The organism is Lentzea cavernae (assembly GCF_014653695.1).
In the GTDB taxonomy this organism is placed as follows: Bacteria; Actinomycetota; Actinomycetes; order Mycobacteriales; family Pseudonocardiaceae; genus Lentzea; species Lentzea cavernae.
Window position 1 is genome coordinate 22,573 of sequence record NZ_BNAR01000021.1, and the last position, 24,327, is coordinate 46,899.

Here is a 24,327-nt window from a genome sequence, read left to right on the forward strand (position 1 = left end):
GTCGCCCAACGAGACTTGCAGGACAGCGCCTAGGTCCACTGGCCGAGGATCGCGCCTGCGAGCGTGAGTCCGACGATGTGATAGCCCGCTCCGATGGCCGCGAAGGTGATCGGAGCGGGCTTCGTCATGTCGTAGGCACCCGTCACCATCCGGACGGGCAACGCGATGCCGACGCCGACGACGAGGCCGAGCAGGAGGCCTTCCATGATGTTGTCGGTGTTCGACGCGTGGCCGATCATCGCTGTCGCGAGCGTGATGACGAAGCACGTGAGCAACGGGATGACGTAGACGGCCGGGCTCGTGTTCTCCGGCGGGCTGAGGTCGCGGCCGGACGCCCGTTGCCACGCCCTGCCGAAGGCGTACTCCGCGTACCAGACCGTGCCCAGCGCGAAGTACGCGACGGCGGCGACGAGGACGGCCAGCCAGTTCAGGTCGCCGAGCACGCTCAGGTTCATCAGGTTCTCCACGATGATCAGGGTGTCTTGGCATCGCGGGGTGCGCGTTCACCGTTACGAACGCATTGACGGCGAAAGGGCCGCCCACCTATGGGTGAGCGGCCCTTCCGGTTCAGCGTGACTAGCTGCGGACCATCTTGCGCAGCACGAACTGCATGATGCCGCCGTTGCGGTAGTAGTCGGCCTCACCGGGCGTGTCGATGCGGACGACCGCGTCGAACTCGGCCTTCGAGCCGTCGGCCTTCGTGGCGGTCACGTGCACCGTCGACGGCGTGGTGCCGTCGTTCAGCTCCGTGAGGCCGGTGAAGTCGAACGTCTCGGTGCCGTCCAGGCCCAGCGACGCGGCGTTCTCGCCGGCGGGGAACTGCAGCGGCACAACGCCCATGCCGATCAGGTTCGAGCGGTGGATGCGCTCGTAGGACTCGGCGATGACGGCGCGGACGCCGAGCAGCGAGGTGCCCTTGGCGGCCCAGTCGCGCGACGAGCCGGAGCCGTACTCCTTGCCCGCCAGCACGACGAGGGGAACGCCGGCCTCCGCGTACGACACCGAGGCGTCGTAGATGGTGGTCTGCGGCGCGCCGTCGGCCAGGAAGTCGCGGGTGAAGCCGCCCTGGACGTCGTCGAGCAGCAGGTTGCGCAGGCGGATGTTCGCGAACGTGCCGCGGATCATCACCTCGTGGTTGCCGCGGCGGGAGCCGTAGGAGTTGAAGTCCTTGCGCTCCACGCCGTGCTCGGTCAGGTACTTGCCCGCGGGCGAGTCGGCCTTGATCGAACCGGCGGGGGAGATGTGGTCCGTGGTGACCGAGTCGCCCAGCAGCGCGAGCACGCGAGCGCCTGAGATGTCGGTGACCGGCTTCGGCTCCATCTCCATGCCCTCGAAGTACGGGGGCTTGCGCACGTAGGTGGACTCGCTGTCCCACTCGAACGTGTTGCCGGTCGGCGTGGGCAGCGACTGCCAGCGCTCGTCACCGGAGAACACGTTCGTGTAGCCCTTGGTGAAGCCCTCCGCGGAGATCGAGGTCGAGATGACCTCGGCGATCTCGGCCGGCGACGGCCAGATCTCCGACAGGTACACCGGCTTGCCCTCGGTGTCCGTGCCGAGCGGCTCGGTGGTGATGTCCTTGTCCATCGAACCGGCCAGCGCGTACGCCACGACGAGCGGCGGCGACGCGAGGTAGTTCATCTTGATGTCCGGGTTGATCCGGCCCTCGAAGTTGCGGTTGCCGGACAGCACCGAGACGACCGCGAGGTCGCCTTCCTGCACGCCCGCCGAGATCTCCTCCTGCAGCGGGCCCGAGTTGCCGATGCAGGTGGTGCAGCCGTAGCCGACCAGGTGGAAGCCGAGCTTCTCCAGGTACGGCATGAGGCCGGCGCGCTCGTAGTAGTCCATGACGACCTTCGAGCCCGGCGCCAGGGTCGTCTTGACCCACGGCTTGCGCTCAAGACCGCGCTCGACGGCCTTCTTGGCGAGAAGGGCCGCGCCGAGCATCACGGACGGGTTCGAGGTGTTGGTGCACGACGTGATCGCGGCGATCGCGACGGCGCCGTGGTCCAGCTCGAACTCGTTGCCGTCGACGGTGACCTTGACCGGGTTCGAGACGCGGCCCGTGGAGCCCTCGGCGGCGGTCTGGAACACCTTCGGGGCGCCGGAGCCGTTCTCGCCCTCGTGCACGGCGACCGGGTCGCTGGCCGGGAACGTCTCGTCGACGGCCTCGTCCACGCCGGAGAGCTCCGGGGACTCGGTGTGCGCGACGTAGGCGCCCAGGGCCTGGCGGAACGCCTCCTTGGAGTTCGTCAGCTCGATGCGGTCCTGCGGGCGCTTCGGGCCGGCGATGGACGGGACGACCGTCGCCAGGTCGAGCTCCAGCGTCTCGGAGAACACCGGCTCGCGGGACGCGTCGTGCCAGAGGCCCTGCTCCTTGGCGTAGGCCTCGACGAGCGCGATCTGCTCCTCGGAACGGCCGGTCAGGCGCAGGTAGTCGATGGTCTCGCCGTCGATCGGGAAGATGCCGACCGTGGAGCCGAACTCCGGCGACATGTTGCCGATCGTGGCGCGGTTCGCCAGCGGCACGGCGCTGACGCCCTCGCCGTAGAACTCGACGAACTTGCCGACGACGCCCTGCTTGCGCAGCATCTCGGTGATCGTGAGGACGAGGTCGGTCGCGGTGGCGCCGGGGGGCAGCTCACCGGAGAGCTTGAAGCCCACGACGCGCGGGATCAGCATGGAGACCGGCTGGCCGAGCATCGCGGCCTCGGCCTCGATGCCGCCGACGCCCCAGCCCAGCACACCGATGCCGTTGACCATGGTGGTGTGCGAGTCGGTGCCCACGAGGGTGTCCGGGTACGCCTGGCCGTTGCGGACCATGACGACGCGGGCCAGGTGCTCGATGTTGACCTGGTGCACGATGCCGGTGCCCGGCGGGACGACCTTGAACTCGTCGAACGCGGTCTGGCCCCAGCGCAGGAACTGGTAGCGCTCGCGGTTGCGCTCGTACTCCAGGTCGACGTTCAGCTCGAACGCGTCCGGGCGGCCGAAGATGTCGGCGATGACCGAGTGGTCGATCACGAGCTCGGCGGGCGCGAGCGGGTTCACCTTCTCGGCGTCGCCGCCGAGCTGGGTGACGGCCTCGCGCATGGTGGCGAGGTCGACGACGCAGGGGACACCGGTGAAGTCCTGCATCACGACGCGGGCCGGCGTGAACTGGATCTCGGTGTTCGGCTCGGCGGCCGGGTCCCAGTTGGCGAGAGCGCGCACGTGGTCGGCGGTGATGTTCGCGCCGTCCTCGGTCCGCAGCAGGTTCTCCAGCAGGATCTTCAGGCTGAACGGAAGACGCTCGGCGCCCTCCACGGCGCTCAGCCGGAACACCTCGTACGAGGCGTCGCCGACGTTGAGCGTGCCGCGGGCGCCGAAGCTGTCCTTGCTAGCTGGTGCAGTCACGTGCAACTCCATAACTGGTGACAGCGCGGTGGTCAGTTCGGGATGGGGGAGAGTCTTCCTCACCTGGTCGACCCCTGCCCCTCGACCCCAAACAGTACGCTTGTCCTGTAAGCCGGTTCAACCCAGGTTGCCCTAAGTCACTCGCCGGTCAGGGCGCCACCAGCACGGCGAAGACGATCAGCACCAGCACCTTCGCGCCTTCCAGTGCGATGTAGACGAGATGCGCGCGGGACTTCGGCGGGGTCTCGCCCGCGATGATCATCGCGGCCCTGGTCTCGAGCCGCGGCCGCAGCACCGCCACCTGGACGGCGAGGGTCACCGCCAGAGCCACGAGCAGCACGATCGACGCCGTCGGGCGCGGGACGAGCGCGAACGTGATCGCCGTGGCGGCCGCGAGCACGATCTCCGCCGAGTTCAGGGCGCGGAAGACGAGCCGGCCGATGCCCAGTCCCAGCGGGAGCGTGATGCCGGGCGCGCGGAACTTCAGCGGCGCCTCGATCGAGATCGCCACGACCATGCCGAGCCAGATGCACGCCAAAGCGAGCGGAAGCGGTGTCATGGGTGGTTATCTTGGCGTGGTGCTCCTTGATCAGGTTTCGAAGCGGTACGGGCGCGGGCCCTGGGTGCTGCGCGACCTCACGCTGGAGGTCTCCGGTCTGACTGTGCTGACCGGTGCGAACGGCACCGGCAAGTCGACGTTGCTCAAGATCGCCGCCGGGGTGCTCAAGCCGACGTCCGGACGTGTCTCGCGGCCCGCGTCGGTCGGTTACGTGCCGGAGCGGTTCCCTTCGGACGTCAAGATGTCCGCTTCGTCGTACCTCGCGCACATGGGCCGGGTCCGGCGTGCCGGGGCGAACGACGTGCTGGAACGGCTGGGGTTCGTCGGCTCGATGACGGCGCCGATGTCGGAGCTGTCCAAGGGCAACGCGCAGAAGGTGGCGCTGGCACAGGCTTTCCTCGCCACCGACGTGCTGGTGCTCGACGAGCCGTGGTCCGGGCTCGACCCCCGGGCCTCGGACGAACTCGTGGCGTTGCTGGAGGGGCGGACGGCACTGGTGTCCGATCACGAGGGTCACCTCGCCTCGGCCACGCGCGTGGACCTCGCCGGTGGTCACGTGACGATCGAGCTCAGCCGGGTCCTGGAGCCGGATGTGCTGCAGGCGCTGGAAGGCGTGCGGTCCGTGCAGGCCCGCGGGTCGTCGGTGCGGGTGGTGGTGGCGCCGGACCGGAGTGATCAGGTGCTGGCGGAGGCGTTGCGGCTCGGGTGCTCGGTGCGGAGTGTGCGGTGATCTCCCTCGTTCGGTACCTCGCGGCGGACGTCCTTCGCGGGCAACGGTATTTGGCGCCTCTGCTGGTGTTCCTCGGTGTGATGGGGATGTTGTTCTCGGCCGACGCCGGGCAGCCGCTGGAGGCGTATTCGGGTTCGTCGGCGTTGCTCTACCCGATCGCGGCGTGGATGGCCGTCGTGGTGGCGACGTCCGAGGACGTGGTGCGGCGCGAGATCACGGTGGTGTCGGCCGGCGGGTGGTCGCGGGTGCTGACGGCGGCCGCGCTGGTCGCGGTGCTGTTCGCGTTGGTCCTCGCGGTGCTGGCTTCGGTGTGGCCGGTCGTCACGAACCCGCACCCGTACACGGCGGGCGATTTTTTTGTCGGACTGGCCGCGCATACTGGGTGTGCGTTGCTCGGCGTCGGTGTGGGCCTGCTGTTCGCCCGCCCCGTTCTCGACTCCATCGGGCGCACCGTGCTGGCGGTGTTCGCGGTGGTGGTGCTGACGTATCCGCTCGGCCGGGCCACCCCGCTCGGGTGGGTGCTGGACGCCCTGGGCCACAACAGGGTGTCGCTGTCCCTGCTGGGGACGGTGGTGGTCGGGCTCGCGCTCGTGTCGGCCGCGGTGGTGGCCGGGGTGCGGCGGGCCTGATGCGGGTCAACGTGCTCGGGCCGCTGCAGGTCGTGGCCGCGGACGGCGCGCTCCTCGAGGTGCGCGGCAAGCGGTTGCGGTGGTTGCTGATCCGGCTGGCGGTGGAACCCGGTCACGTCGTCGGCGCGGATCGGTTGATCGCCGACCTGTGGCGCGGCGAGCCGCCGGTGGACGGTCCCGCGGCGCTGCAGTCGCTCGTGTCGCGGCTGCGGCGGGTGCTCGGTGCGGCGGCGGTCTCGTCGCACGCGTCGGGATACCGGCTGGAGGCGTCGACCGACGTCGAGGAGTTCGCGCGCACCCGCGACGCGGCCCTCTGGCGCGGGGCGGCGTTCGAGGAGGCGCCGTTCGCGGTGGACGAGGCCGTGCGCCTCGCGTTGCTGCGGGACGACCTCGCGGGACTGGAGGCGCTGGCCGCCGCGCACCCGCTGCGCGAGGACGTCCAGGCCCGGTTGATGCTGGCGCTGAACGCCGCCGGACGGCGGTCGGACGCGCTGGCGGTGTTCGCGCGCGTGCGGTCGGCGCTGGCCGACGAGCTGGGCGTGGATCCGGGTGAGGCGCTGGCGGCCGCCCACCTGGCGGTGCTGCGCGAGCGGGTGGCGCGGGGGAACCTGCCGGCGCCGGTCGGCTCCTTCGTCGGCCGCGACGCGGACCTGGCCGCGCTGGCCGGGCTGTTGCGCGACAACAGGCTGGTGACGCTGACCGGCTTCGGAGGCGTGGGCAAGACACGTCTCGCGCTGACGCATGCCGCGACGGTGCCGCAGGCGTGGTTCGCCGAACTGGACTCGACCGCCGAACCGCTGGCGGCGCTGGACTCCGCGCTGGGGCCGAACCCCTTGGCGGCGCCGGTGTTCTCGCGCCTCGGGACGTCGCTGGTGGTGCTCGACAACTGCGAGCACGTCGTGGACGCGGCCGCTGCCCTGTGCGTGCGGTTGCTGGCCGAGGCGCCGGATGCGCGCGTGCTGGCGACGTCGCGCGAGCCGCTGGGGATTCCAGGCGAGGTCGTGCACCCGGTGGCGCCGCTCGACCTCGACCACGCCGTGCGGTTGTTCTCGTCCCGGGTCGGATCGGCGCTCGACGCGGACGTCGTGCGGCGGGTTTGTGCTGCGCTGGACGGGATTCCGCTGGCGCTGGAACTCGCGGCGGCGCGAGCCCGGTCGTTGTCGGCGGCGCAGCTCGAGTCGCGTGTGGACAGCCGGTTGCGGTTGCTGGACCGCGGTGCGCGGACCGGGCCCGCGCGGCACCGGACGTTGCGGGCGGTGATCGACTGGAGCTGGGAGCTGCTCGACGACGCCGAGCGGGTGCTCTTGGCGCGGCTGGCGGTGTTCGTGGGCGGGGCGACCGCTGAGGCGGTGCACTTCGTGTGCGGCGCGGGCGACCTCTGGGACACCGAGGACCTGCTGGCCGCGCTCGTCGAGAAGTCGCTGGTGGTCAGGGCGGGCGAGCGGTACCGGTTGCTGGAGACGGTGCGCGAGTACGCGTTGGAGCAGAACGACGTCGACCCCGCGAGGCATGCCGCCTGCTACGTGGAGCTGGCCGAGCGGAACGAACCGTTGTTGCGCGGGCCGCGGCAACTGGAGGCGTTGCACCTCTTCGACGTGGAACGGGGCAACCTGGACGCGGTGATGGCGTGGGCGGTGCGGAACGACCTGGCGGTGGCGCGGCGGATGATGGCCGCCCGCACTTGGCACTGGCTGGTGATGACCAAGCGGTTCGAGGAGATCCACCGGTGGGCGCTGCAGGTTCCCGGGGATCCGCTGTCGGAGGCCGTGGTCTCGTTCGGCACCGCGGAGGTCGCCGACGGGCTGAAGCGGTTGTGGCAGGAGGACGCGCCGATGGCCCTGTGCGCGTTGATGCTCACCAGCGGGCAGGTGTGGGGTGCGCCCGAGCTGGGTGAACGGCTCGGCGTGCTGGCCGATCGGCTGGAGCGGTCGCCCGACGCGTGGATGCGCGCGTTCTCGGCGCTGGTGCGCGGGCTCGTGGCCGGCGAGTTCAGCGAGGGGGCGGCGCCGCGGGCCGAGGAGGCGTACCTGCGGGCGCTCGAGGGGTTCCGCGCCGTCGGTGACCGGTGGGCCGTCGTCTTCGGGCTGTCGTGCCTGGTGATGGTGCTGATCAACCGCGGTGCGTTCGCCGAGGGGTTCCGGGCCGTGTCCGAGGCACGACAGGTCGCGGCCGAGCTGGGGGAGCCCGAGTCGGTGCTGGTGCCGATGTCGGTGCTGGTGCAGGCGGCGCGGCTCAAGATCAGGACCGGTGATCTCGCCGGGGCGCGCGACGACCTCGCGCGGGTGCCGTGGTCGCCGTTCGACCTGGACCAGGGGCGGATCGCGCAGGCGCACGGCGAGGTCGCCTACTGGGGCGGTGACTTCGAGGACGCCGTCCGGTTCTACCGGCAGGCGCTGGACGCGACGGTGGACTCGCCCGCCAGTCAGTTCAGGGCGAACGTCCACGCCGGACTCGGGCTGGCGCTCACGCGGCTCGGCCACCTCGGCGCGGCGGGCGAGGAGCACGGGAAGGCGCTCGACGCCGTCAGCAAGAGCGCGGACGGGCCGGCGCGCGCGACGGTGCTGGAGTGGTACGCGGACTGGCTGCTCGCCCAGGGCGATCCCGGCAGCGCGGGCAACGCCCTGGACGAGGCGGAACGGCTACGCGGCGGTCCGAGCAGCGACCCGGCGGTGGTGCAGCTGCGTGACCGGGTTCGCGCCGAAGTAGGCGTCGATCGCTGACCGGCCGATCGCGGCGACGTACCCGTCCGGGCGCACGAGCACCGGGCCGTCCGGGAAGTCCAGCGTCACGAAGTCGGGGCCGCGCAGCAGGTCGAAGATCCGGCCCTGCTCGGTGATCCCGTCCGGCATCCGGTCACCGGCCTGCAGGCCCTCGCCCTCGGTGGTCCGGTAGGAGAGCGAGAGCTGCAGGGTCTCGTCGCCGCGCTTGTCGAACGGGTTGCCGGACTGCGCGATGGCCGTCGTCATGCCGAGCAGCCACTCCGCGACGGGCTTGCGCTCGGACTCGTAGGTGTCGAGCAGCGTCTCCATCCCGAGCTTCCAGCCCAGGTTGTACGCGTCCTGGACGCCGGTGTTCATGCCCTGCGCGCCGGCGGGGGAGTGCACGTGCGCGGCGTCGCCCGCGAGGAACACCCTGCCGACGCGGAACCTGTCGACCATGCGGATGTTGGTGCGGTACAACGACATCCACGTCGCGTCGTGCACGACGACGTCGTCCAGGCCGGTGCGCTCGCGGACGATCCGCTGGTAGAGCTCCAGCGACGGGTCGCCGTCGCCGGTCGCCTGGAGCTGGTAGAGATCGGTGCCGGGCAGCGGGCAGAGCGCGAGCCACCGCTCCGGCTGGCGGCCCCACATGTGCCAGTGGTCGCGGTCGAGGCCCGAGACGCGGACGTCACCGACGAGCATCCGCACGTCGTCCCAGGTCTCGCCGAGGAACGAGACACCGAGCTCCTTGCGCACGAACGACTTCCCGCCGTCGCACCCCACGAGGTACCGGGCGCGCACGGTCTCGGTGCCGACGACCGCGGTCACGCCGGAGTCGTCCTGGGTGAACGAGGTCAGCGGCATCCCGTACTCGACGGGCTGAGGGAGCGCCTCGCGCAGGACCTGCTCGACGCGGAACTGGGGGATGAGCATCGTGTGCGGGTACGGGCGCTCGAGGGTGGGGTGGCGGCCCTCGTGCACGTTCCACTCGCGCAGCACCTCGCGGCCGTCGTAGGCGCGCATCAGCAGGTCGAACCGGCCGGACTCCAGCACCGGCCCGATCACGCCCAGGTCGTGGAAGACCTCCATGGTGCGCGGCTGCAGGCCCTTGCCGCGCGAGCCGGCGAACGGGGCGGAGGAGGCGTCGACGACGCGGAACGGGACGCCGCGGCGGGCGAGGTCGAGCGCGAGGGTGAGTCCGGTCGGGCCGGCGCCGACGATCAGAACCTGTGTGTCCATGTCGCCCACACTCGGCCCGGGAACTGCCACGGCCCTGTCACCGCGCTGTTGCGGGTGACAGGGCCGTGGCCGACCTGCGGGAACTTACTTCTTGAGCAACGCGATCAGCGCGTCGACGTCCTTGGGCTCGAAGCCGCGGAACAGCGAGAGCGCCAGCTCGTAGTACGAGCGGACCGGGCTGACGTACCACTTGCCGTCGACCTCGGTGGACACCACGCCGACACCGGTCTTCATGACCGACGACGCCACGCGGCCGATGATCTCGACGGCCTCGTTCGGGATGTTCTTGCCGCCCTGCTGCTTGACCAGCTGCGTGATCTCGTCCGCGCACAGCTTCTGGTTGCCCTGGCCGGGCACCTCGGCCGAGTAGCAGTCACCGTCGCGGGTGATCGTCACCGTCTCGCCCTCGGCGGTGATCGACAGCTTCTTGACCGTGACCTGCTTGCCGCCGGCGACGTCCTTGACGTCGGTCTCCAGCGCGTTCAGCTTGGCACCGGTCGGCTTGGTCTTGCCGGCCTCCTTGACCAGCAGCGGACCGAGGTCCTGCAGCACACCGGCCTCGTCGGGCGGCAGCAGCGCGATGACCTTCTCCAGGTCGGCGTCGAGAGCGGCGTTCACCATCTGCTTCGCCGCGTCCTCGGCGGAGTTCGCGCCCTGCGCCGCGATGCCCTGCGCCGGCCACTTCAGCTTCTCCTCCTCCAGGACCGCGTTCGCGATCGTGTAGAAGGCGCTGGGGTACCACTTGTCGCCGACCTTGATCGACGCGATGCCGATCGGGGTGCCGCGCTTCTTCACCTCGGCGGTGATGTCGACGGTCTCGGACTTCGACGTGGTCGTGCTGAACTCGGTGCCGAGCGCGTCCACCAGCTTGTCGGTGAGCGGGATCTTCGAGGCGTCCGAGGTGATCGTGATCTTGCCCTCGACCAGCTTGTTGATGGTGAGGTGGTCGTTGATCTTCTCGGTGGCGGCCTCGTCGAACTTGATGTTCTCGCTCTTGAACTCGACGCCGGTCAGCTTGTTCGGGTCGGCCTCGGGCTTGAGGATCTCGAGGCGCTTCATCTCCTTCGTCATCGACTCCATGTAGTCCTTCGACAACGCGGCCTCCGCCGGTGCCAAGGACGCCATGATGCCGACGACGTCACCGCTGCCGAGCTGCTCGATCAGGTTCTTCGCCGCGACCTCCGGCGTGTCCTGACCGGCGTTCGCGGCCGGGTCGGACTTCTGCAGCGCGAAGAACGTGACACCGCCGCCGAGCAGCAGCAACACCGCGACGACGGCCGTCACGACGAGGCCGGTGCGCTTCTTCTTCGGCGGCTCGCCGCCCATCGGCGCGTAGCCGTAGGGCTGCTGCTCGAAGCCCTGCTGGGGGAAACCCTGCGGGCCCGTCTGCGGGAAGCCCTGCTGCGGGAAGCCCTGCGGGCCGGTCTGCGGGTATCCGCCCTGCTGGGGGTATCCGCCCTGCTGCGGTTGCTGCGGGTAGCCACCCGGCTGCTGCGGCTGCTGCGGGTAGCCGCCCTGCTGGGGCTGCTGCCCGTACGGGTTGTTCTGCGGCTGCCACTGGCCACCGCCACCACCTGGGTAGCTCACGGGTTCCCTCCTGAGGTTCTCACTGCGCTGCGCCTTGTAGAGGTGAGCACCGTGATCGCCCCCACGATCGTCAGTACGGCACCAGCAAGTGTCGCGGCCGGTCCAGCGATGCTGATTCCGACCAATGAACCCTTGCCATCCCCTTGGACTGTGGCTAGTAGGGCCACGGTTCCACTGATCGTGCCAAAGACGAGGCCGATGCATGCGGCAAACCGTGGAAATCGGACCACGTGGAGACCAATCGCAACCACGGCCAACGGCGTCAGCCCCACCCAGACGGAGGTCACGACGGTGCCCGCCACCCCGTCCAACCCGGCCAGATCACGGAGCGAAAGCACTTCGTAACTGTCCCTCGTGGTCGATCCGGATTTCAGCCACGGCAAGAAAGTTCCGGTGATGGTGGTGACCAAGCCCACTGCCGCGATCGCGGCTCCCACTGCGCTGCGCACCCGACTAGTGTGAACCGATGGCCTCCCAGGCGTGCACGGCGGCACGCGCGCTGGTCGCGTCGGCGCACCGGATCACGGTGCTCACGGGGGCCGGGGTCTCCACCGATTCGGGCATCCCGGACTACCGCGGGCCGGACGGGCTGTGGACGCGCGACGCCGACGCCGGGCGCGGGTCCTCGCTGGAGGCCTACGTCTCGGACCCCGCGCTGCGCAGGCTCTCCTGGCAGACGAAGCTCACCAGTCCCGTGTGGACGGCCAAACCGAACGCCGCGCACAAGGCGCTGGTCGAACTGGAACGGTCCGGGCGGTTGCGCACGGTCATCACGCAGAACATCGACGGCCTGCACCAGAAAGCCGGTTCCGATCCCCATCGCGTGCTGGAGGTGCACGGCACGTTGCACACCACGGTGTGCCTGGGATGCGGCGCGACCGGTCCGATGCGCGACGCGCTCAAGCGCGTCGCCGAGGGTGAGGAGGACCCGGACTGCCCGCGCTGCCGGGGGATCCTCAAGTCCGCCACGATCTCGTTCGGGCAGCACCTCGACGCGGAGGTGCTGCGCCGCTCCCGCCTCGCCGTCCTGGACTGCGACGTGCTGCTGGTAGCCGGGACGTCGCTCTCCGTGCAACCCGCCGCGGGCCTCGTACCGCTGGCCGCCAAGGCGGGTGCCGAGGTCATCATCTGCAACGCCGAACCGACGCCGTACGACTCCGTTGCGTCCGTTGTGCTGCACGAACCCGTCGGCGAGGTGCTTCCCGACCTCAGCTCCGTTCCTCCATCCGGGGGAGCCCGATTCTCGTCCTGGGGAGATCCGAGCACCTGGTCGTAGTGTCGGTCCATGCGCGTACCGCTGATCACCACGGACTTCCTGGACCGGGCGTCGTTCGCGTTCGCGGCGACCACGGCGACGATCGACGAACCGGACCAGCCCGCGAAACCGGTCGCGACGACGACGTACGCGGAGATGGCGAACCGCGTGCGCGCGTGGCAGGCGGGGTTCGACGAGCTGGGCATCGGCGAGGGCGAACGGGTCGCCGTCGTCAGCCACAACTCGGCGCGGATGCTCGAACTGCTGCACGCGCTGCCCGGCAGCGGGCGGATCTGCGTGCCGGTGAACTTCCGCCTGCGCCCCGACGAGGTGAAGTACATCGTCGAGCACAGCGGTGCCTCGGCGTTGTTCGTCGACCCCGAGCTGGAACTGGACGACGTCGTGGCGCGTCATCGGTTCACGCTCGGCGAGGAGTCGGAGTCGCTGCTTCGGTTCGATGTGGAGCCACGGCCGTGGAGCGCGCCCTCGGAGGACGCGACGGCGACCATCAACTACACGTCCGGAACGACAGCGCGGCCCAAGGGCGTGCAGCTGACGCACCGCAACATCTGGCTCAACGCCGTCACGTTCGCCATGCACACCCGTGCGTGGGAGGGCGACGTGTACATGCACGTGCTGCCGATGTTCCACTGCAACGGCTGGGGGATGCCGTTCGGACTCACGGGCCTCGGTGTGCCGCAGGTGGTGCTGCGCAAGGTCGACGGTGCCGAGATCCTGCGCCGTGTGCGCGACCACGGCGTCACGCTCATGTGCGGCGCACCGGCCGTGTGGAACGCCGTGCTGGACGCCGTGCAGACGTGGGACGGCGAGATCCCCGGCCGTGACACCGTGCGGATCGTGTGCGCGGGTGCGCCGCCGCCGTCGCGCACGATCCAGCGCGTGACCGAAGAGCTCGGGTGGGAGTTCCTGCAGATCTACGGCCTGACTGAGACGGCCCCGCTGCTCACCTTCAACCGGGCCCAGCCCGGTCCGGAGGGCGAGGAGAAGGCCAAGCTCCAGTCACGGGCGGGCGCGCCTGCCCTCGGTGCGCGCCTCAGGATCTCCGACACCGGTGAGGTGCTCGCCCGGTCCAACGTGGTCATGGAGGGCTACTGGGAGAACCCGGAGTCCACCGCGGACGCGATCGAGGACGGCTGGTTCCGCACCGGCGACGGCGGCCACTTCGACGACCAGGGCTACCTGACGATCTCGGACCGCAAGAAGGACGTGATCATCACCGGTGGCGAGAACGTCTCGTCCATCGAGGTGGAGGACTGCCTGTTCTCGCACCCGGCCGTCGCCGAGGTCGCGGTGATCGGCGTGCCGCACGAGAAGTGGGGCGAGACGATCAAGGCGCTGGTCGTGCTCTCCGGCGAGGCCACCGAGGCCGACCTGGTCAAGCACTGCAAGGAGCGGCTCGCCGGGTACAAGGCGCCGACGTCGATCGAGTTCCGCGACTCGATCCCGCGCACGGCGACCGGCAAGATCCAGAAGTTCAAGCTCCGCGAGCCGTACTGGGCGGGCAGGGACCGGGGAGTCAACTAGCCCGGTCGACGGTCGTGCGCAGCGCGCGCACCGCGTCGGGCAGGAGATCGCGCAGCGTCCGGGTCTCGCCCGGTCGCGTCCACCGCTGGAACGCCGCCTGCTGCGCGAGCATGGCGGCGCCGGCGGCGAGGAACGCGGTCGCGGGATCGCAACCGCGCGCGGTGAGCACGGCCGCGATCGCCTCGGTGAGCACGGCGTTCTTGCCGAGCTCACGCTCCTGCAACTCCGGGTTGGCCGCGATGACGGCGTAGCGGCGCACCACGACGTCCCGGCGGCTTTCGAGCAACTTGTCGGCGACGACCTCCAGCGCGCCCAGGACGGCGTCCAGCGGCGGCAGGTCGTGGTCGGCGGCTTCGATCTCGCTCACGATCTCCTGCTGGAGCTGCGAGCTCATCCCGAACAGCACCTCGCGCTTGTCCGGGAAGTGGTTGAAGAACGTCCGCTGGGTGAGCTCTGCCCGCTGGGCGATCTCCGCGACCGTCGTGCGCTCGAAACCCTGCTCGTCGAACAGGTCCAGGGCGGCGGCCTGCAGGCGGTCGACGGCGTCCGGTTTCCATCGGGGCATGCCGGAGAGCCTACTGATTGCACGATGTGCAGTCACCGGTCTATGGTGATTGCACAAGCTGAAATCACACTCGGGAGGCTCCAGTCATGGTCGCTGTGTCGATCATTCGCCCCGGCGAGGGCGAGCTCATCTCCAACGGCCCGTCATCGATCCGCATCCTCGAGGACGGCACCAACACCGCCCACCGCCTGGGATTCGCCGAACTGGTCATCCCCCCGCACACCCCCGGTCCTCCCCAGCACCGCCACGCGCAGCACGACGAGGGCTTCTACGTCCTGTCGGGCACCGTGCGGTTCACCGTGGGGCAGGACGAGCACGACGCCGAGGCCGGCACGTGGGTCCTGGTCCCGCCGGGCGCGCCGCACACCTTCGCCAACCCCGGCGACGACCCGGCGGTCGTGCTGAACACCTTCACACCGGACCTGTACGTGCAGTACTTCCGCGATCTCAAGGCCATGGTCGAGTCCGGTCAGCCGATGACCCGCGAGACCATGACGCCGATCTGGGAGAACTACGCCACGGAACCGTCCACCGAGTTCGCGTCGTAGGCCCGTGCGCGCCCGCGGTGTGCTCCACGGGCGCGCACGCCGTGCGCCAACCACGGCGCCGCGCGACACGGCGAGCGGGGTTCGTCCATACCGGCGACACGCCGGACTTCGATCGTCCCAAAAGGACCACCGACCGTGGTCCACTGTGACACGTGTGGTTGACGGTGCGTGAGTTCCAGATGCGCCACATGCGTCTGATTGGTCTAATTCGGTCGGAGGTGATGCACTGTGTTGACACGACTCTCCGCCGTGGTGGTGTTGATGATGACGGCCGTCCTCACGGGGACCGCCGCCGCCGTGCCGCCTCCTCCGCCGAACCCCAGTGACTCGGAGATCTCCGCGTCCCGCGCGGAAGCGGACGCCAAGGCCGCTCGCGTCGGCGAGCTGACCGGCCGGCTCACACAGGCCGAGTCGCGCCTGCAGGAGCTGATGGACGAGGTCTCCTACAAGCGCGAGCTCGCCAACAAGGCCCGCGTCGACCTCGAGACGGCGATCTCCGAGGCCGAGGCCGCCCGTCGCGAGGCGGCCGACGCACGCGTGCAGGCCGACGCGGCCTCCGCCGCCGTGGAGGAGAGCCGTCGCGCGCTGGACGAGTTCGCGGCCGCCTCCTACTCGCAGGGCACGACCGTCGGGTCGTTCTCCGCCTACATCGGCGCCAAGTCGCCGGAGGACCTGCTGGCCCGCGCCCAGATGCTGGAGGCGGTGTCCGCGTCCAGCCTGAACCGGCTGGAGCAGGTGACCCGAGACCAGGGCACCGCCGCGAACCTCGACTCCGCCGCCCGCGCCGCCCTGAAGAAGGCGGAGACGAAGCAGGCCGCCGCCGACGAGGCCAAGAAGGTCGCCGAACAGGCCCAGCAGGCGGCCGTAGAGGCGCACTCGACGCAGGCCGCCGCCACCGAGGCGCTGCAGTCCGACAAGGACGCCGTCGAACGCGAGCTCGCGGCGGCGCGCAGCGCGGTCGGTGGGCTCGAGGCCCAGCGCCAGCAGTACGACCAGTGGACCGAGGCGAAGAGGCGCGAGGAAGAGGAGAACGCCCGCCGTGCGGCCGCCGCGGCTGCCGCGGCCGCGCCCAAGCCGCAGGCCCAGGCGCCCCGCCCGGTCGCGTCGGCTCCCGCGCCGTCCGGCAACCGCGTGCAGACCGTGATCAACCGGGCGCTGGCCCAGCGCGGCGTCATCTACGCGTGGGGCGGTGGCAACCACAACGGCCCGACCTACGGCGTGCGCGACGGCGGCGTGGCCGACTCGTTCGGCGACTACCGCAAGATCGGCTTCGACTGCTCGGGCCTGATGATGTACGCCTTCGCGGGCGCTGGCGTGTACCTGCCGCACTACAGCGGCTACCAGTACAACTCCGGCCGCAAGGTGCCGCTGTCGCAGATGGCCCCCGGCGACATGATCTTCTGGGGACCGGGCGGCGGCACGCACGTGGCGCTGTACCTGGGCGGCGGGATGATGGTGGAAGCACCGCATTCCGGTGCTGTGGTGCGGATTTCGCCGGTGCGGTACGGCGGCATCATGCCGTACGTGACCCGGATGCTCTGAGTTCCCGGGCCCAGAGCTGGCCGACGACGTCGTGGCCGAAGCTGTGCTGCGGCGTCTCCTCGGCCAGCTCGAACCCGTGCGCCTCATAGATCTTCCGGGCTGACGCGAGGCCGTCGACCGTCCACAACACCATGCGGTCGTAACCGGCGTTCCGGGCGAACTCGACGCACGTGCTGACGAGTTCGTTGCCCGCTCCGTGGCCACGCGCGTCGGGATGCACGAGCAGCACGCGCAGCTTCGCCGTCGTGTCGTCCTCGCGAACGCAGAAGACGCATCCGACGCGTCGGCCGTCGAGTTCGGCGATCCACGCGCCCTCTCTCGCGGTGTCGTGGTCGGCCGCGTAGTCGCCGACGATCTTGGCGACCAGCGCCTCGAACGACGTGTCCCAGCCGAGTTCGGCCGCGTAGAGCTCGCCGTGCGCCTGGACCACCCAGCCCAGGTCGCCGGGCCGGCCGAGCGGGCGGATCAGCATGGTCGCCTCCACTGACACGAGTGTTTCAGTAGTGCGAGACTAGCGCCATGCCGTCCGCCCGGGAGACCGAACTGCTCGAAGCCGCCTACCGGTACGTGCTCACCCACGGCCTGGCGGACGTGTCGCTGCGCCCGCTGGCGGCGGCCATCGGGTCGAGCACCCGCGTGCTGCTCTACCTGTTCGGCAGCAAGGAAGGCCTGGTCAAAGCATTGCTGGCGCGAGCACGCGCGGACGAGCTGGCACTGCTCGCCGACATCGGCACCGGGCCCGGCGTGGTGGCGCGGTTGTGGGACTGGCTGGCCGCACCGGCGCACCGGCCGTTGCTGACGTTGTGGCTGGAGGCCTACGCGCGCTCTCTCGTGGAGCCCGACGGACCGTGGGCGGGCTTCGCGCGCGCGACCGTGGAGGACTGGCTGGAGGTGTTGCGCGCCGCTCAGCCCGAGGGTGTTCGCGACACCGCTGCCGGACTGGCGTTGCGCACGCGTGAGCTCGCGTTGCTGCGGGGAGCGTTGCTGGACCTGCTGGCCACCGGTGACGGTGAACGCATCACCGCGGCGTTGAGGACTAGCCTCACGACGTGAAGATCGTGATTTTCGGTGCGTCCGGGATGGTGGGACAGGGCGCGTTGCGCGAGGCCCTGCTCGACCCCGCGGTGGACTCCGTCGTGACCGTGGGGCGTTCACCGTCGGCCGTGACCGACCCCAAGCTGCGGCACGTCGTGCACGCCGACTTCGGCGACCTGTCGCCGGTCGCCGCGGAACTGGCTGACGCCGACGCGTGCTTCTACTGCATGGGCGTCACGTCGGCGGGTCTGTCCGAAGCCGAGTACACGCCCGTGACGCACGACTACGCGCTTGAGGCCGCACGGGTCGTCGGCGGCACCTATGTGTACGTCTCCGGCGAGGGAGCCGGCGCTGACAGCAAGACGATGTGGGCGCGGGTGAAGGGGCGCACGGAGAACGAGCTGCTGGCGCTCGACCGGCCGGTGTTCGTGGTGCGGCCGGGCTTCATCCAGCCGCGGCACGGGATCACGTCGCGCACCCGCATCTACCGCTACCTCTACTCGTGGTCCTCGTGGCTCTTCCCGGTGCTGCGGAAGGTGGCGCCGAAGTTCGTCACGACGACCGAGCTCCTCGGCCGCGCGATGGTGGCGCTGGCCAAGGGCGCGCACGCCGACCGGGTCCTGCGCAGCGACGAGATCAACCGGGTGGCCGGATGACGCTCGACGAGGCGATCCGCGAGTACCAGGAAGACGGCTACGAGGTCACGCACGTCGTCGAGTCGGTGTGCGGCGGATGCGGCGGCACGGGGTTCACGGTGCAGGTGACCGAGGACCAGGCCATGCGCCGGACGTGTCTCGGCTGTGGGCTCGCGGAGTTCATCGGTGACTCCGACGAGCACTGGGACTCCGACGACGCTGAGGAGTGCGCGTGCACGTGCGGCGGCGAGGAGTTCGCCGCCGCACTCGGGTCGTCGTGCGGTCAGGACGGCGAGGTGCGCTGGCTGACCGTCGGGCTGCGGTGTCTGCAGTGCGGCCTGGCAGGCGTCTACGAGGACTGGAAGATCGACTACCTGCCGAGCCGGCACCTCGTCACGCGGGCTTGAACGCGTCCTCGGTCGTCACGACGCCCGCCGTGCGGCCCGGCGCGGTGTGGTGCTCCCAGTAGAGGTTCGTGTGCGCGATGACCTTGTCCGGGGTCGGCGCGCCCCACTCCGACTGGTCCTCTGTGGTGTGCGCGTCGCTGACGAGCCGGGCGTCGTAGCCGCGCGCGATGGCGCCGTGCAGGGTCGAGCGGATGCACTCGTCGGTCTGCGCGCCGGACACCACGAGGCTGCCGATCCCCTTGCCCGCCAGCACTTCTTCGAGGTCGGTCGCCTCGAACGAGTCGGCGTAGGTCTTGTGCACCACCGGTTCGCCGTCGGCGAGCTTCAGCTCGGGCACGAACTTCCAGCCGTCGGACTCCTTCGGCATGTGCTCGGCGTTGCTGTGCTGCACCCACACGACGTCGACACCGGCCGCACGCGCCTTGTCGACCAGGGTGGCGACGTTGGCGACCACCTCGTCGCGGTTGTGGGCGTGGTCCACCACGCCGTTCTGCACGTCGATCACGAGCAACGCGGTGTTGGGGCGGTTCGCCAGAGTGGTCACGCGGCCAGCTTAGGCGGCGTCCGGTGGCCCGCAAGGGTGTTCGGTCGACTGTGGACGGCCGCACGCGTGCGGCTCAGCGTGAACGCAACCGGCGCAGCATGCGGGCGTCCTCGAAACCGACGTTGCGCGCGGCGGTCTCGACCGTGGCGCCCTGCCCGATGAGGTGTTCGGCCCGTTCGACGCGCAACGCCTGCTGGTACTTCAACGGCGTCATGCCCGTCGCACGGCCGAACAACCGGGTCACTGTCCGTTCGCTGCAACCGGCGTGCCCCGCCAACTCCGCGAGCGAGAGGCGGTCGGCGAGCCGTGACTCGATGACGTCCTGAACGCGGTGCACGGTCTCGTTGATGTGCGAGCGGTGCCGCAGCAGCACGCTCGCTTGCTGGTCGTCGCCGTTCCTGCGCGCGTAGATGACCATCGTGCGTGCGATCGCGGCGGCGACGGTGGGTCCGTGGCGCACGGCGACGAGGTGCAACGCGAGGTCGATACCGCTCGCGATGCCCGCGGACGTCACGACCCTGTTGTCCTCCACGAACAAGACGTCGTGCACGACCTGTGCGGCCGGGTAGCGCCGTTCGAGCTCCTCCTGCAGTTCGTGGTGCGTGGTGCAGCGCCGTCCGTCGAGCAAACCGGCCCGTCCCAACGCATCCGCGCCCGCGCACACACTCGCGACCGTGCCACCGTTGTCGTGGTGCGCGCGCAGCCACGCCAACGCACGGTCGCTCAGGTGCCCGGTTCCCACGATCCTGGGCGACCGCCACCCCGGCACGAACACGAGGTCGTCCACCTCGAGAGAGGGCAGCTCTCGCGAGGCGCCCAGCGGCACGCCCTGATGACTGAGCACGGTGTCCGTGTCGCCCACGTAGGACAGGGCGTAGCCGCCCACGAGGTCGGCGGCGCTGGAGAACACCTGCGCCGGCCCCGCGAGGTCGAGCAGGTGCAGTCCCGGCACGAGCAGGAAGACGACTCTGGTCACGATCCGGTCAGCGTAGCGACATCCGAGATCCGCGCGAACCGACCGGCCAGGACGTACTCCGTCCGCTCGATGACCTCCTCGACGCCGAGCACCTTTCCGGTCCGCCAGTGCGGCAGCGGCGTGGTGGCGGTCGCGTCGGTCACGAACGTCATGTCGAACCCGAGGTCCGACCCGACCCGCGTCGTCGTCTCGCAGCACTGCTCGGTGCGGATGCCGCTGATCAGCAGCTCCCGCACACCGCGCTGGGTCAGCGTCTGCTGCAGGTTCGTCGTGGTGAACGCGTTGTGCGCGGTCTTGGTCAGCACGGGCTCGTCGTCGAGCGGCTTGAGCCCGTCGATCAGCCGCACGTGCCCGAGCGCGGGGTCGAACACGTCACCGGAGCCGGGTTCGGAGTGCAGCACCCACACGACCAGGTCACCGGCGTCGCGGGTCAGGTCGACCAGCTGGTTCACCTTGTCCACGACGCCGGGGTTGGAGACCTCGGCCCAGTTGGGGCGCTGGCGGAACGACTCCTGCGCGTCGATGACGATCAATGCTCGCTTCATGCCTCCAGCCTCGCGGGCCCCGCGGGGGCGCACCAGGCACGACCCGGCCGAGGAGCGGACGGATCCGGTCACCGTGCGAAGATCGCGGACATGCGCATCCTGGCGGGGAACCCCGCGGACCCGGACCTGGGCGCAGAGGTCACCCTGGGCGAGGGCCGGCTCGGCGGGGCGGCGGTGCCGTTCCTGCGGATCACCTCCGGCGAGCACCGCAAGATCCTCGTGGGGGAGGCGCGCACGGACGGGGACAGCGTCGAGGTCGTGATCCGGGCGGCGTGGAGCGACGCGCAGGGCTGGCGCCGCAGCACCTGGTCGCCCGAGGACCTGGCCGGGACGCTCGACCGGCCGGCGCAGCGCGTCGGGGAACGGGAGAAGGCGCTCACGATCGCCAAGGCCCTCGTGGAGGGGTCGCGCGACGCGGTCGCGGAGCTGCGCGGCCTGCGCTACGAGATGGAACGCGAGATCGCCGACCTGCTGGCCCAGCGCCGGAACACCGCCCTGCGGATGCTCATGGCCCAGCTCGTGGAGCTGTCGATGGCGGTGAGCCGCGCCCGCGACCTGGCGCAGGAGGCCCTGCGCGAAGGGCGTTTCACGACGCTCGTCCTGCGGCACTGCGAGGCCGTGGACGCCGGGCTCGGCGACGAGGTCACCCGGCTGCAGTCGTTGCTCAGCAGCGTCTCCACGTTCGCCGTCGCGCAGGAGGGCGAGGCGCAGCAACGGTTCAACACGCTCGCCGCCGCGGCCGCCGCCGGACTCGGTCTGCCCGCGCTCATCCTGTCGCTGTACGGCGCGGACGACTACCTGCCGTTCACGTGGGACAAGGCGTGGCGCGCCCTCACGCCGATCGCGGGCGTCCTGACCGTGGCCGCCGGGATCATCCTGCACCGCATGCCCGGCCGCACCACCGCGAAGCACCACCTCGTGGCGCTCGGCCTGATCGCGGGGCTCGTCGGCGTCCTGCTGGTCGCGGGCTTCCTCGCGCCACGCTAGAGCGGGCGGCGGCCGGCGAAGCCCAGGTCCCTGCGGTGGTACCAGGTCAGCTCGCGGTCGCCTTCGAGCCAGCACAGCAGCACCGGCTCGCCGTCCCTCTCCGACGGGAAGTCCACGAGCAGCGGGGCGAAGCCCTTGAGCTCGGCCCCGGTCTTCTGCACGGACTCCATCAGCTCGTCGAGCCGGGCCTGCGCGGCCTTGAACTCCGGCAGCCCGCCGAGCGACGACCCGCCGGCGGCCAGTTCGGCGGCGTCGGCGCGCAGGCGCACGATCTCGTCCAGCACGGGCAGGAGCCGCGCGAGTTCGGTCCGGGCCTCGTCGAGCGTGAACAGTCCCACGGGGCCAAGGCTGGCACAGTGGACGGAATGACGTGGCGACTGGGTGACCTCACCGTGCACCGGATCGGGTTCGGCGCCATGCGGCTGCCGCAGCGGGGCACGGCGTTCGACCGCGGCGCCGAACCGCGTGACCGCGACCAGGCGATCGCGGTGCTGCGCAGGGCCGTCGAGCTCGGGGTCGACCACATCGACACCGCCGCCTTCTACTTCTCCGCCACGCGCTCGGCCAACGAGCTGATCAACAGCGCGCTCTCGCCGTACCCGGACGACCTGGTGATCACCACCAAGGTCGGTCCCGGCCGCACGCCTCAGGGCGAGTGGCTGCCGCTCGCGACCCCGCGAGAGCTCAGGGGCCAGGTCGAGGAGAACCTGCGGCAGCTCGGCCGCGACCACCTCGACGTCGCCAACCTGCGGGTGAGCGGGCTGGACGACGTCAGCGAGCACTTCGCGGCGCTGGTGGAGCTCCAGCGGGCGGGGCTGGTGCGGCACCTCGGCCTGTCCAACGTGAAGCCGCACCACCTCGACCAGGCGCAGCGGATCGGGCCCGTGGTGTGCGTGCAGAACTCCTACGGGCTCGGGCACCACCTCGAGCAGGACGAGTTCCTGGGCATCTGCGCGGAGCGGGGCGTCGCGTTCGTGCCGTTCTTCGCGCTCGCCGGTGCGAACCAGGAGGCCGGCACGTCGGCCGAGAACGACGAGGTCACCGAGATCGCCCGCGCCCGCGGCGCCTCGTCCGCGCAGATCCGGCTCGCGTGGACGCTGGCGAGAGGGCCGCACGTGCTGGTCATCCCCGGCACGGGCGATCCGGAGCACCTGCGGCAGAACGTCGAGGCGGGCGACATCCGGCTCACCCCGGAGGAGCTCACCCGCCTCGACGCGGCCCACCTCAGCGGCGGCTGATCCGGCCGAACAACCAGGTGGCCCAGCCGAACGCCACGACCAGCAGACCGCCCGACCACGCGAGCGCGAGCCACCCCGAGGTGACGGGCCGGTCGGTCAGCAGGGCGCGCACGGTCTCGATCACCGGCGTGATCGGCTGGTGCTCGCTGACGGCGCGCAGGAACGAAGGCATGGTCGCCACCGGCACGAAAGCGCTGCTCAGGTACGGGATGAACAGCATGAAGAACCCGAGCAGGCTCGCCGACTCGACGCTGCCCGCGATCACGCCGAAGCCCGCCGCGAGCCACGACAGCGCCAGCACGTAGAGCAGCAGCAGGCCCATCGCCAGCAACCAGGCGCCCGGTGACGCCGAGGGCCGGAAGCCCATCAGCAGCGCGACGAGCACGACGGCGAACGTCGCCAGCGCGTTGCGGGCGACCGAGGCGGCGACGTGGCCGGTCAGCACGGAGAAGCTGCTGATCGGCATCGACCGGAACCGGTCGACCACGCCCTTCTTCATGTCGTCGGCCACGGACATCGCGGTGGACGTGGCGCCGTAGCCGGTGCACAGCACGAGGATGCCGGGCACCACGTAGTTGACGTAGGACTCGACCGCGCTAATAGCGCCGCCGAACACGTACACGAACAACAACATCATCAGCACCGGCAACACGATCGCCATGATCACGACGTCGAGGTTGCGGCGGCTCAGCCGGATGCTGCGGCCGATCATCGTCACCGAGGCGGTCATGCGGCCACCGCCGTCAACGAGGTGAAGACGTCGTCCAGGGTCGGCCGGTGCGTGGACACCCGCAGGACCCCGGCCCGCGCCCCCCGCAGGTCGTCCAGCACGCGGTGCAGGTGCGCGGCGCTGCCGTCGGAGGGCAGGCTCAGCACCGGACCGTCGGCCACCCCGCCGACCGCGGCCTCCGCGCGCCGCGCGTCCTCGACGCTCGCGAAGGTCAGGTCGAGGCGGGTGCCGCCGACCGAGTTCTTCAACGCGTCCGCGGTGCCGTCCGCGACGACGCCCCCGTTGTGCAGCACCAGGATCCGGTCGGCGAGGCGATCGGCCTCCTCCAGGTACTGGGTGGTGAGGAAGATCGTCACCCCGTCGCGCACCAGGTCGCCGATCGCGTCCCACATGGTCGTGCGGCTCACCGGGTCGAGGCCGGTGGTCGGCTCGTCCAGGAACAGCAGCCGCGGCGGTGTCACCAGGCTCATCGCCAGGTCCAGGCGCCGGCGCATGCCGCCGGAGTAGGTGCGCACCCGCCTGCCCGCGGCGTCGGCCAGGTCGAACCGCTCCAGCAGGGCGGTGGCCCGCGACCGGGACGCCGGCCTGGTGAGGCCGCGCAGGCGGGCGATCATGACCAGGTTCTCGCGCCCGGTCTGCTCCTCGTCCACCGCCGCGTACTGCCCGGTCAGGCTGATCGCGCCGCGCACCGCGCCGGCCTCGCGCACCACGTCGAACCCGCACACGCGAGCCGTCCCGCCATCGGGCCTGGTCAGCGTGCTGAGGATGCGGATCGTGGTGGTCTTGCCGGCGCCGTTCGGCCCGAGCAACGCGAGCACCGACCCCTCCGCCACCTTCAGGTCGAGGCCCGTCAGCACCACCTGCGACCCGTACCTCTTCGTCAGACCCTCTGTCTCGACGATCATGGAACCCCCTTTTATGCGTACATCATACGCA

26 protein-coding genes are annotated in these 24,327 nt (G+C 70.6%); 12 read left to right on the forward strand and 14 right to left on the reverse strand.

All coding sequences use genetic code 11. The annotated features are described in order from the left end of the window. Window positions 1–29: 29 nt before the first annotated feature. From IE307_RS40470 to IE307_RS40480, 3 genes are all read right to left on the reverse strand, one after another. Complete coding sequence (locus IE307_RS40470; RefSeq protein WP_191304788.1) at window positions 30–467, reverse strand: DUF1761 domain-containing protein; 438 nt, start codon at window positions 465–467, stop codon at window positions 30–32. Window positions 468–576: 109 nt separating this feature from the next. Beyond that, a complete protein-coding gene (gene acnA, locus IE307_RS40475) occupies window positions 577–3,393 on the reverse strand; it encodes an aconitate hydratase AcnA (protein ID WP_229905546.1) in 2,817 nt (938 codons plus the stop codon). 148 nt (window positions 3,394–3,541) lie between these two features. Continuing rightward, entirely contained in the window at window positions 3,542–3,952 is a 411-nt protein-coding gene (locus IE307_RS40480; RefSeq protein WP_191304789.1) for a hypothetical protein, read from the reverse strand. A gap of 19 nt (window positions 3,953–3,971) precedes the next feature. Here IE307_RS40480 and IE307_RS40485 point away from each other — a divergent pair, with 19 nt between their 5' ends. The 3 genes from IE307_RS40485 to IE307_RS47375 are packed head-to-tail and all read left to right on the forward strand — an operon-like array spanning window position 3,972 to window position 8,031. After that, window positions 3,972–4,682, forward strand: a complete 711-nt coding sequence (locus IE307_RS40485) for an ATP-binding cassette domain-containing protein (RefSeq protein ID WP_191304790.1) — start codon at window positions 3,972–3,974, stop codon at window positions 4,680–4,682. Beyond that, entirely contained in the window at window positions 4,679–5,311 is a 633-nt protein-coding gene (locus tag IE307_RS40490) for a hypothetical protein (protein ID WP_191304791.1), read from the forward strand. The genes IE307_RS40485 and IE307_RS40490 overlap by 4 nt, the downstream gene beginning before the upstream one ends. Next, the gene (locus tag IE307_RS47375; RefSeq protein WP_191304792.1) at window positions 5,311–8,031 is read left to right on the forward strand and encodes an ATP-binding protein; all 2,721 of its coding nucleotides are present in this window, start codon (window positions 5,311–5,313) and stop codon (window positions 8,029–8,031) included. The genes IE307_RS40490 and IE307_RS47375 overlap by 1 nt, the downstream gene beginning before the upstream one ends. Here IE307_RS47375 and IE307_RS40500 read toward each other — a convergent pair. The 3 genes from IE307_RS40500 to IE307_RS40510 form a co-directional block, all read right to left on the reverse strand. Beyond that, on the reverse strand, window positions 7,951–9,252 hold the full coding sequence (locus IE307_RS40500; protein WP_229905547.1) for an FAD-dependent monooxygenase: 1,302 nt from the start codon (window positions 9,250–9,252) through the stop codon (window positions 7,951–7,953). The genes IE307_RS47375 and IE307_RS40500 overlap by 81 nt on opposite strands. 84 nt (window positions 9,253–9,336) lie before the next feature. After that, window positions 9,337–10,839: a flagellar basal body protein FliL gene (locus IE307_RS40505; protein ID WP_191304793.1), complete on the reverse strand. Its 1,503-nt coding sequence runs from the start codon at window positions 10,837–10,839 to the stop codon at window positions 9,337–9,339. Further along, window positions 10,836–11,288 (reverse strand): hypothetical protein, encoded by a 453-nt coding sequence (locus IE307_RS40510; RefSeq protein ID WP_191304794.1) that lies wholly within the window; start codon window positions 11,286–11,288, stop codon window positions 10,836–10,838. The genes IE307_RS40505 and IE307_RS40510 overlap by 4 nt, the downstream gene beginning before the upstream one ends. 17 nt (window positions 11,289–11,305) lie before the next feature. Here IE307_RS40510 and IE307_RS40515 point away from each other — a divergent pair, with 17 nt between their 5' ends. After that, window positions 11,306–12,115: an SIR2 family NAD-dependent protein deacylase gene (locus IE307_RS40515; RefSeq protein ID WP_191304795.1), complete on the forward strand. Its 810-nt coding sequence runs from the start codon at window positions 11,306–11,308 to the stop codon at window positions 12,113–12,115. Window positions 12,116–12,124: 9 nt separating this feature from the next. After that, window positions 12,125–13,639, forward strand: coding sequence for a class I adenylate-forming enzyme family protein (locus IE307_RS40520; protein ID WP_191304796.1), 1,515 nt, complete (start codon window positions 12,125–12,127; stop codon window positions 13,637–13,639). Here the strand turns inward: IE307_RS40520 and IE307_RS40525 are convergent. Then, the gene (locus IE307_RS40525; RefSeq protein ID WP_191304797.1) at window positions 13,632–14,204 is read right to left on the reverse strand and encodes a TetR/AcrR family transcriptional regulator; all 573 of its coding nucleotides are present in this window, start codon (window positions 14,202–14,204) and stop codon (window positions 13,632–13,634) included. The two genes, IE307_RS40520 and IE307_RS40525, sit on opposite strands and share 8 nt — an antisense overlap. 86 nt (window positions 14,205–14,290) lie before the next feature. On the opposite strand from IE307_RS40525, the gene IE307_RS40530 reads away from it, so the two are divergent. Together IE307_RS40530 and IE307_RS40535 are read left to right on the forward strand one after the other, a co-directional pair. After that, complete coding sequence (locus IE307_RS40530) at window positions 14,291–14,752, forward strand: cupin domain-containing protein (protein WP_191304798.1); 462 nt, start codon at window positions 14,291–14,293, stop codon at window positions 14,750–14,752. Window positions 14,753–14,980: 228 nt separating this feature from the next. After that, window positions 14,981–16,294: an NlpC/P60 family protein gene (locus tag IE307_RS40535; RefSeq protein WP_229905548.1), complete on the forward strand. Its 1,314-nt coding sequence runs from the start codon at window positions 14,981–14,983 to the stop codon at window positions 16,292–16,294. Here IE307_RS40535 and IE307_RS40540 read toward each other — a convergent pair. Further along, entirely contained in the window at window positions 16,266–16,766 is a 501-nt protein-coding gene (locus IE307_RS40540; protein WP_191304799.1) for a GNAT family N-acetyltransferase, read from the reverse strand. The genes IE307_RS40535 and IE307_RS40540 overlap by 29 nt on opposite strands. A gap of 47 nt (window positions 16,767–16,813) precedes the next feature. Here IE307_RS40540 and IE307_RS40545 point away from each other — a divergent pair, with 47 nt between their 5' ends. The 3 genes from IE307_RS40545 to IE307_RS40555 are packed head-to-tail and all read left to right on the forward strand — an operon-like array spanning window position 16,814 to window position 18,371. Beyond that, window positions 16,814–17,347 carry a TetR/AcrR family transcriptional regulator gene (locus IE307_RS40545; protein ID WP_191304800.1) on the forward strand — a complete coding sequence of 178 codons (534 nt, stop codon included), beginning with the start codon at window positions 16,814–16,816 and terminating at the stop codon, window positions 17,345–17,347. Next, a complete protein-coding gene (locus tag IE307_RS40550; RefSeq protein ID WP_191304801.1) occupies window positions 17,344–17,985 on the forward strand; it encodes a Rossmann-fold NAD(P)-binding domain-containing protein in 642 nt (213 codons plus the stop codon). Before IE307_RS40545 ends, IE307_RS40550 begins: the two co-directional genes overlap by 4 nt. Next, a complete protein-coding gene (locus IE307_RS40555; RefSeq protein ID WP_191304802.1) occupies window positions 17,982–18,371 on the forward strand; it encodes a hypothetical protein in 390 nt (129 codons plus the stop codon). The genes IE307_RS40550 and IE307_RS40555 overlap by 4 nt, the downstream gene beginning before the upstream one ends. Here IE307_RS40555 and IE307_RS40560 read toward each other — a convergent pair. From IE307_RS40560 to IE307_RS40570, 3 genes are all read right to left on the reverse strand, one after another. After that, entirely contained in the window at window positions 18,358–18,915 is a 558-nt protein-coding gene (locus tag IE307_RS40560; RefSeq protein ID WP_191304803.1) for an isochorismatase family protein, read from the reverse strand. The two genes, IE307_RS40555 and IE307_RS40560, sit on opposite strands and share 14 nt — an antisense overlap. Window positions 18,916–18,988: 73 nt before the next feature. Next, a complete protein-coding gene (locus IE307_RS40565) occupies window positions 18,989–19,891 on the reverse strand; it encodes a GlxA family transcriptional regulator (RefSeq protein ID WP_191304804.1) in 903 nt (300 codons plus the stop codon). Next, entirely contained in the window at window positions 19,888–20,436 is a 549-nt protein-coding gene (locus IE307_RS40570) for a cysteine hydrolase family protein (RefSeq protein WP_191304805.1), read from the reverse strand. The genes IE307_RS40565 and IE307_RS40570 overlap by 4 nt, the downstream gene beginning before the upstream one ends. Window positions 20,437–20,526: 90 nt before the next feature. Between IE307_RS40570 and IE307_RS40575 the strand changes: the two genes are divergently transcribed. Beyond that, window positions 20,527–21,423 (forward strand): hypothetical protein, encoded by an 897-nt coding sequence (locus tag IE307_RS40575; protein WP_191304806.1) that lies wholly within the window; start codon window positions 20,527–20,529, stop codon window positions 21,421–21,423. Here the strand turns inward: IE307_RS40575 and IE307_RS40580 are convergent. Next, on the reverse strand, window positions 21,420–21,761 hold the full coding sequence (locus IE307_RS40580) for a DUF2203 domain-containing protein (protein ID WP_191304807.1): 342 nt from the start codon (window positions 21,759–21,761) through the stop codon (window positions 21,420–21,422). The two genes, IE307_RS40575 and IE307_RS40580, sit on opposite strands and share 4 nt — an antisense overlap. A gap of 27 nt (window positions 21,762–21,788) precedes the next feature. Between IE307_RS40580 and IE307_RS40585 the strand changes: the two genes are divergently transcribed. Next, on the forward strand, window positions 21,789–22,661 hold the full coding sequence (locus IE307_RS40585; protein WP_191304808.1) for an aldo/keto reductase: 873 nt from the start codon (window positions 21,789–21,791) through the stop codon (window positions 22,659–22,661). Here the strand turns inward: IE307_RS40585 and IE307_RS40590 are convergent. Beyond that, the gene (locus IE307_RS40590; protein ID WP_191304809.1) at window positions 22,648–23,391 is read right to left on the reverse strand and encodes an ABC transporter permease; all 744 of its coding nucleotides are present in this window, start codon (window positions 23,389–23,391) and stop codon (window positions 22,648–22,650) included. The two genes, IE307_RS40585 and IE307_RS40590, sit on opposite strands and share 14 nt — an antisense overlap. Then, window positions 23,388–24,296: an ATP-binding cassette domain-containing protein gene (locus IE307_RS40595; RefSeq protein ID WP_191304810.1), complete on the reverse strand. Its 909-nt coding sequence runs from the start codon at window positions 24,294–24,296 to the stop codon at window positions 23,388–23,390. Before IE307_RS40595 ends, IE307_RS40590 begins: the two co-directional genes overlap by 4 nt. Window positions 24,297–24,327 lie beyond the last annotated feature (31 nt).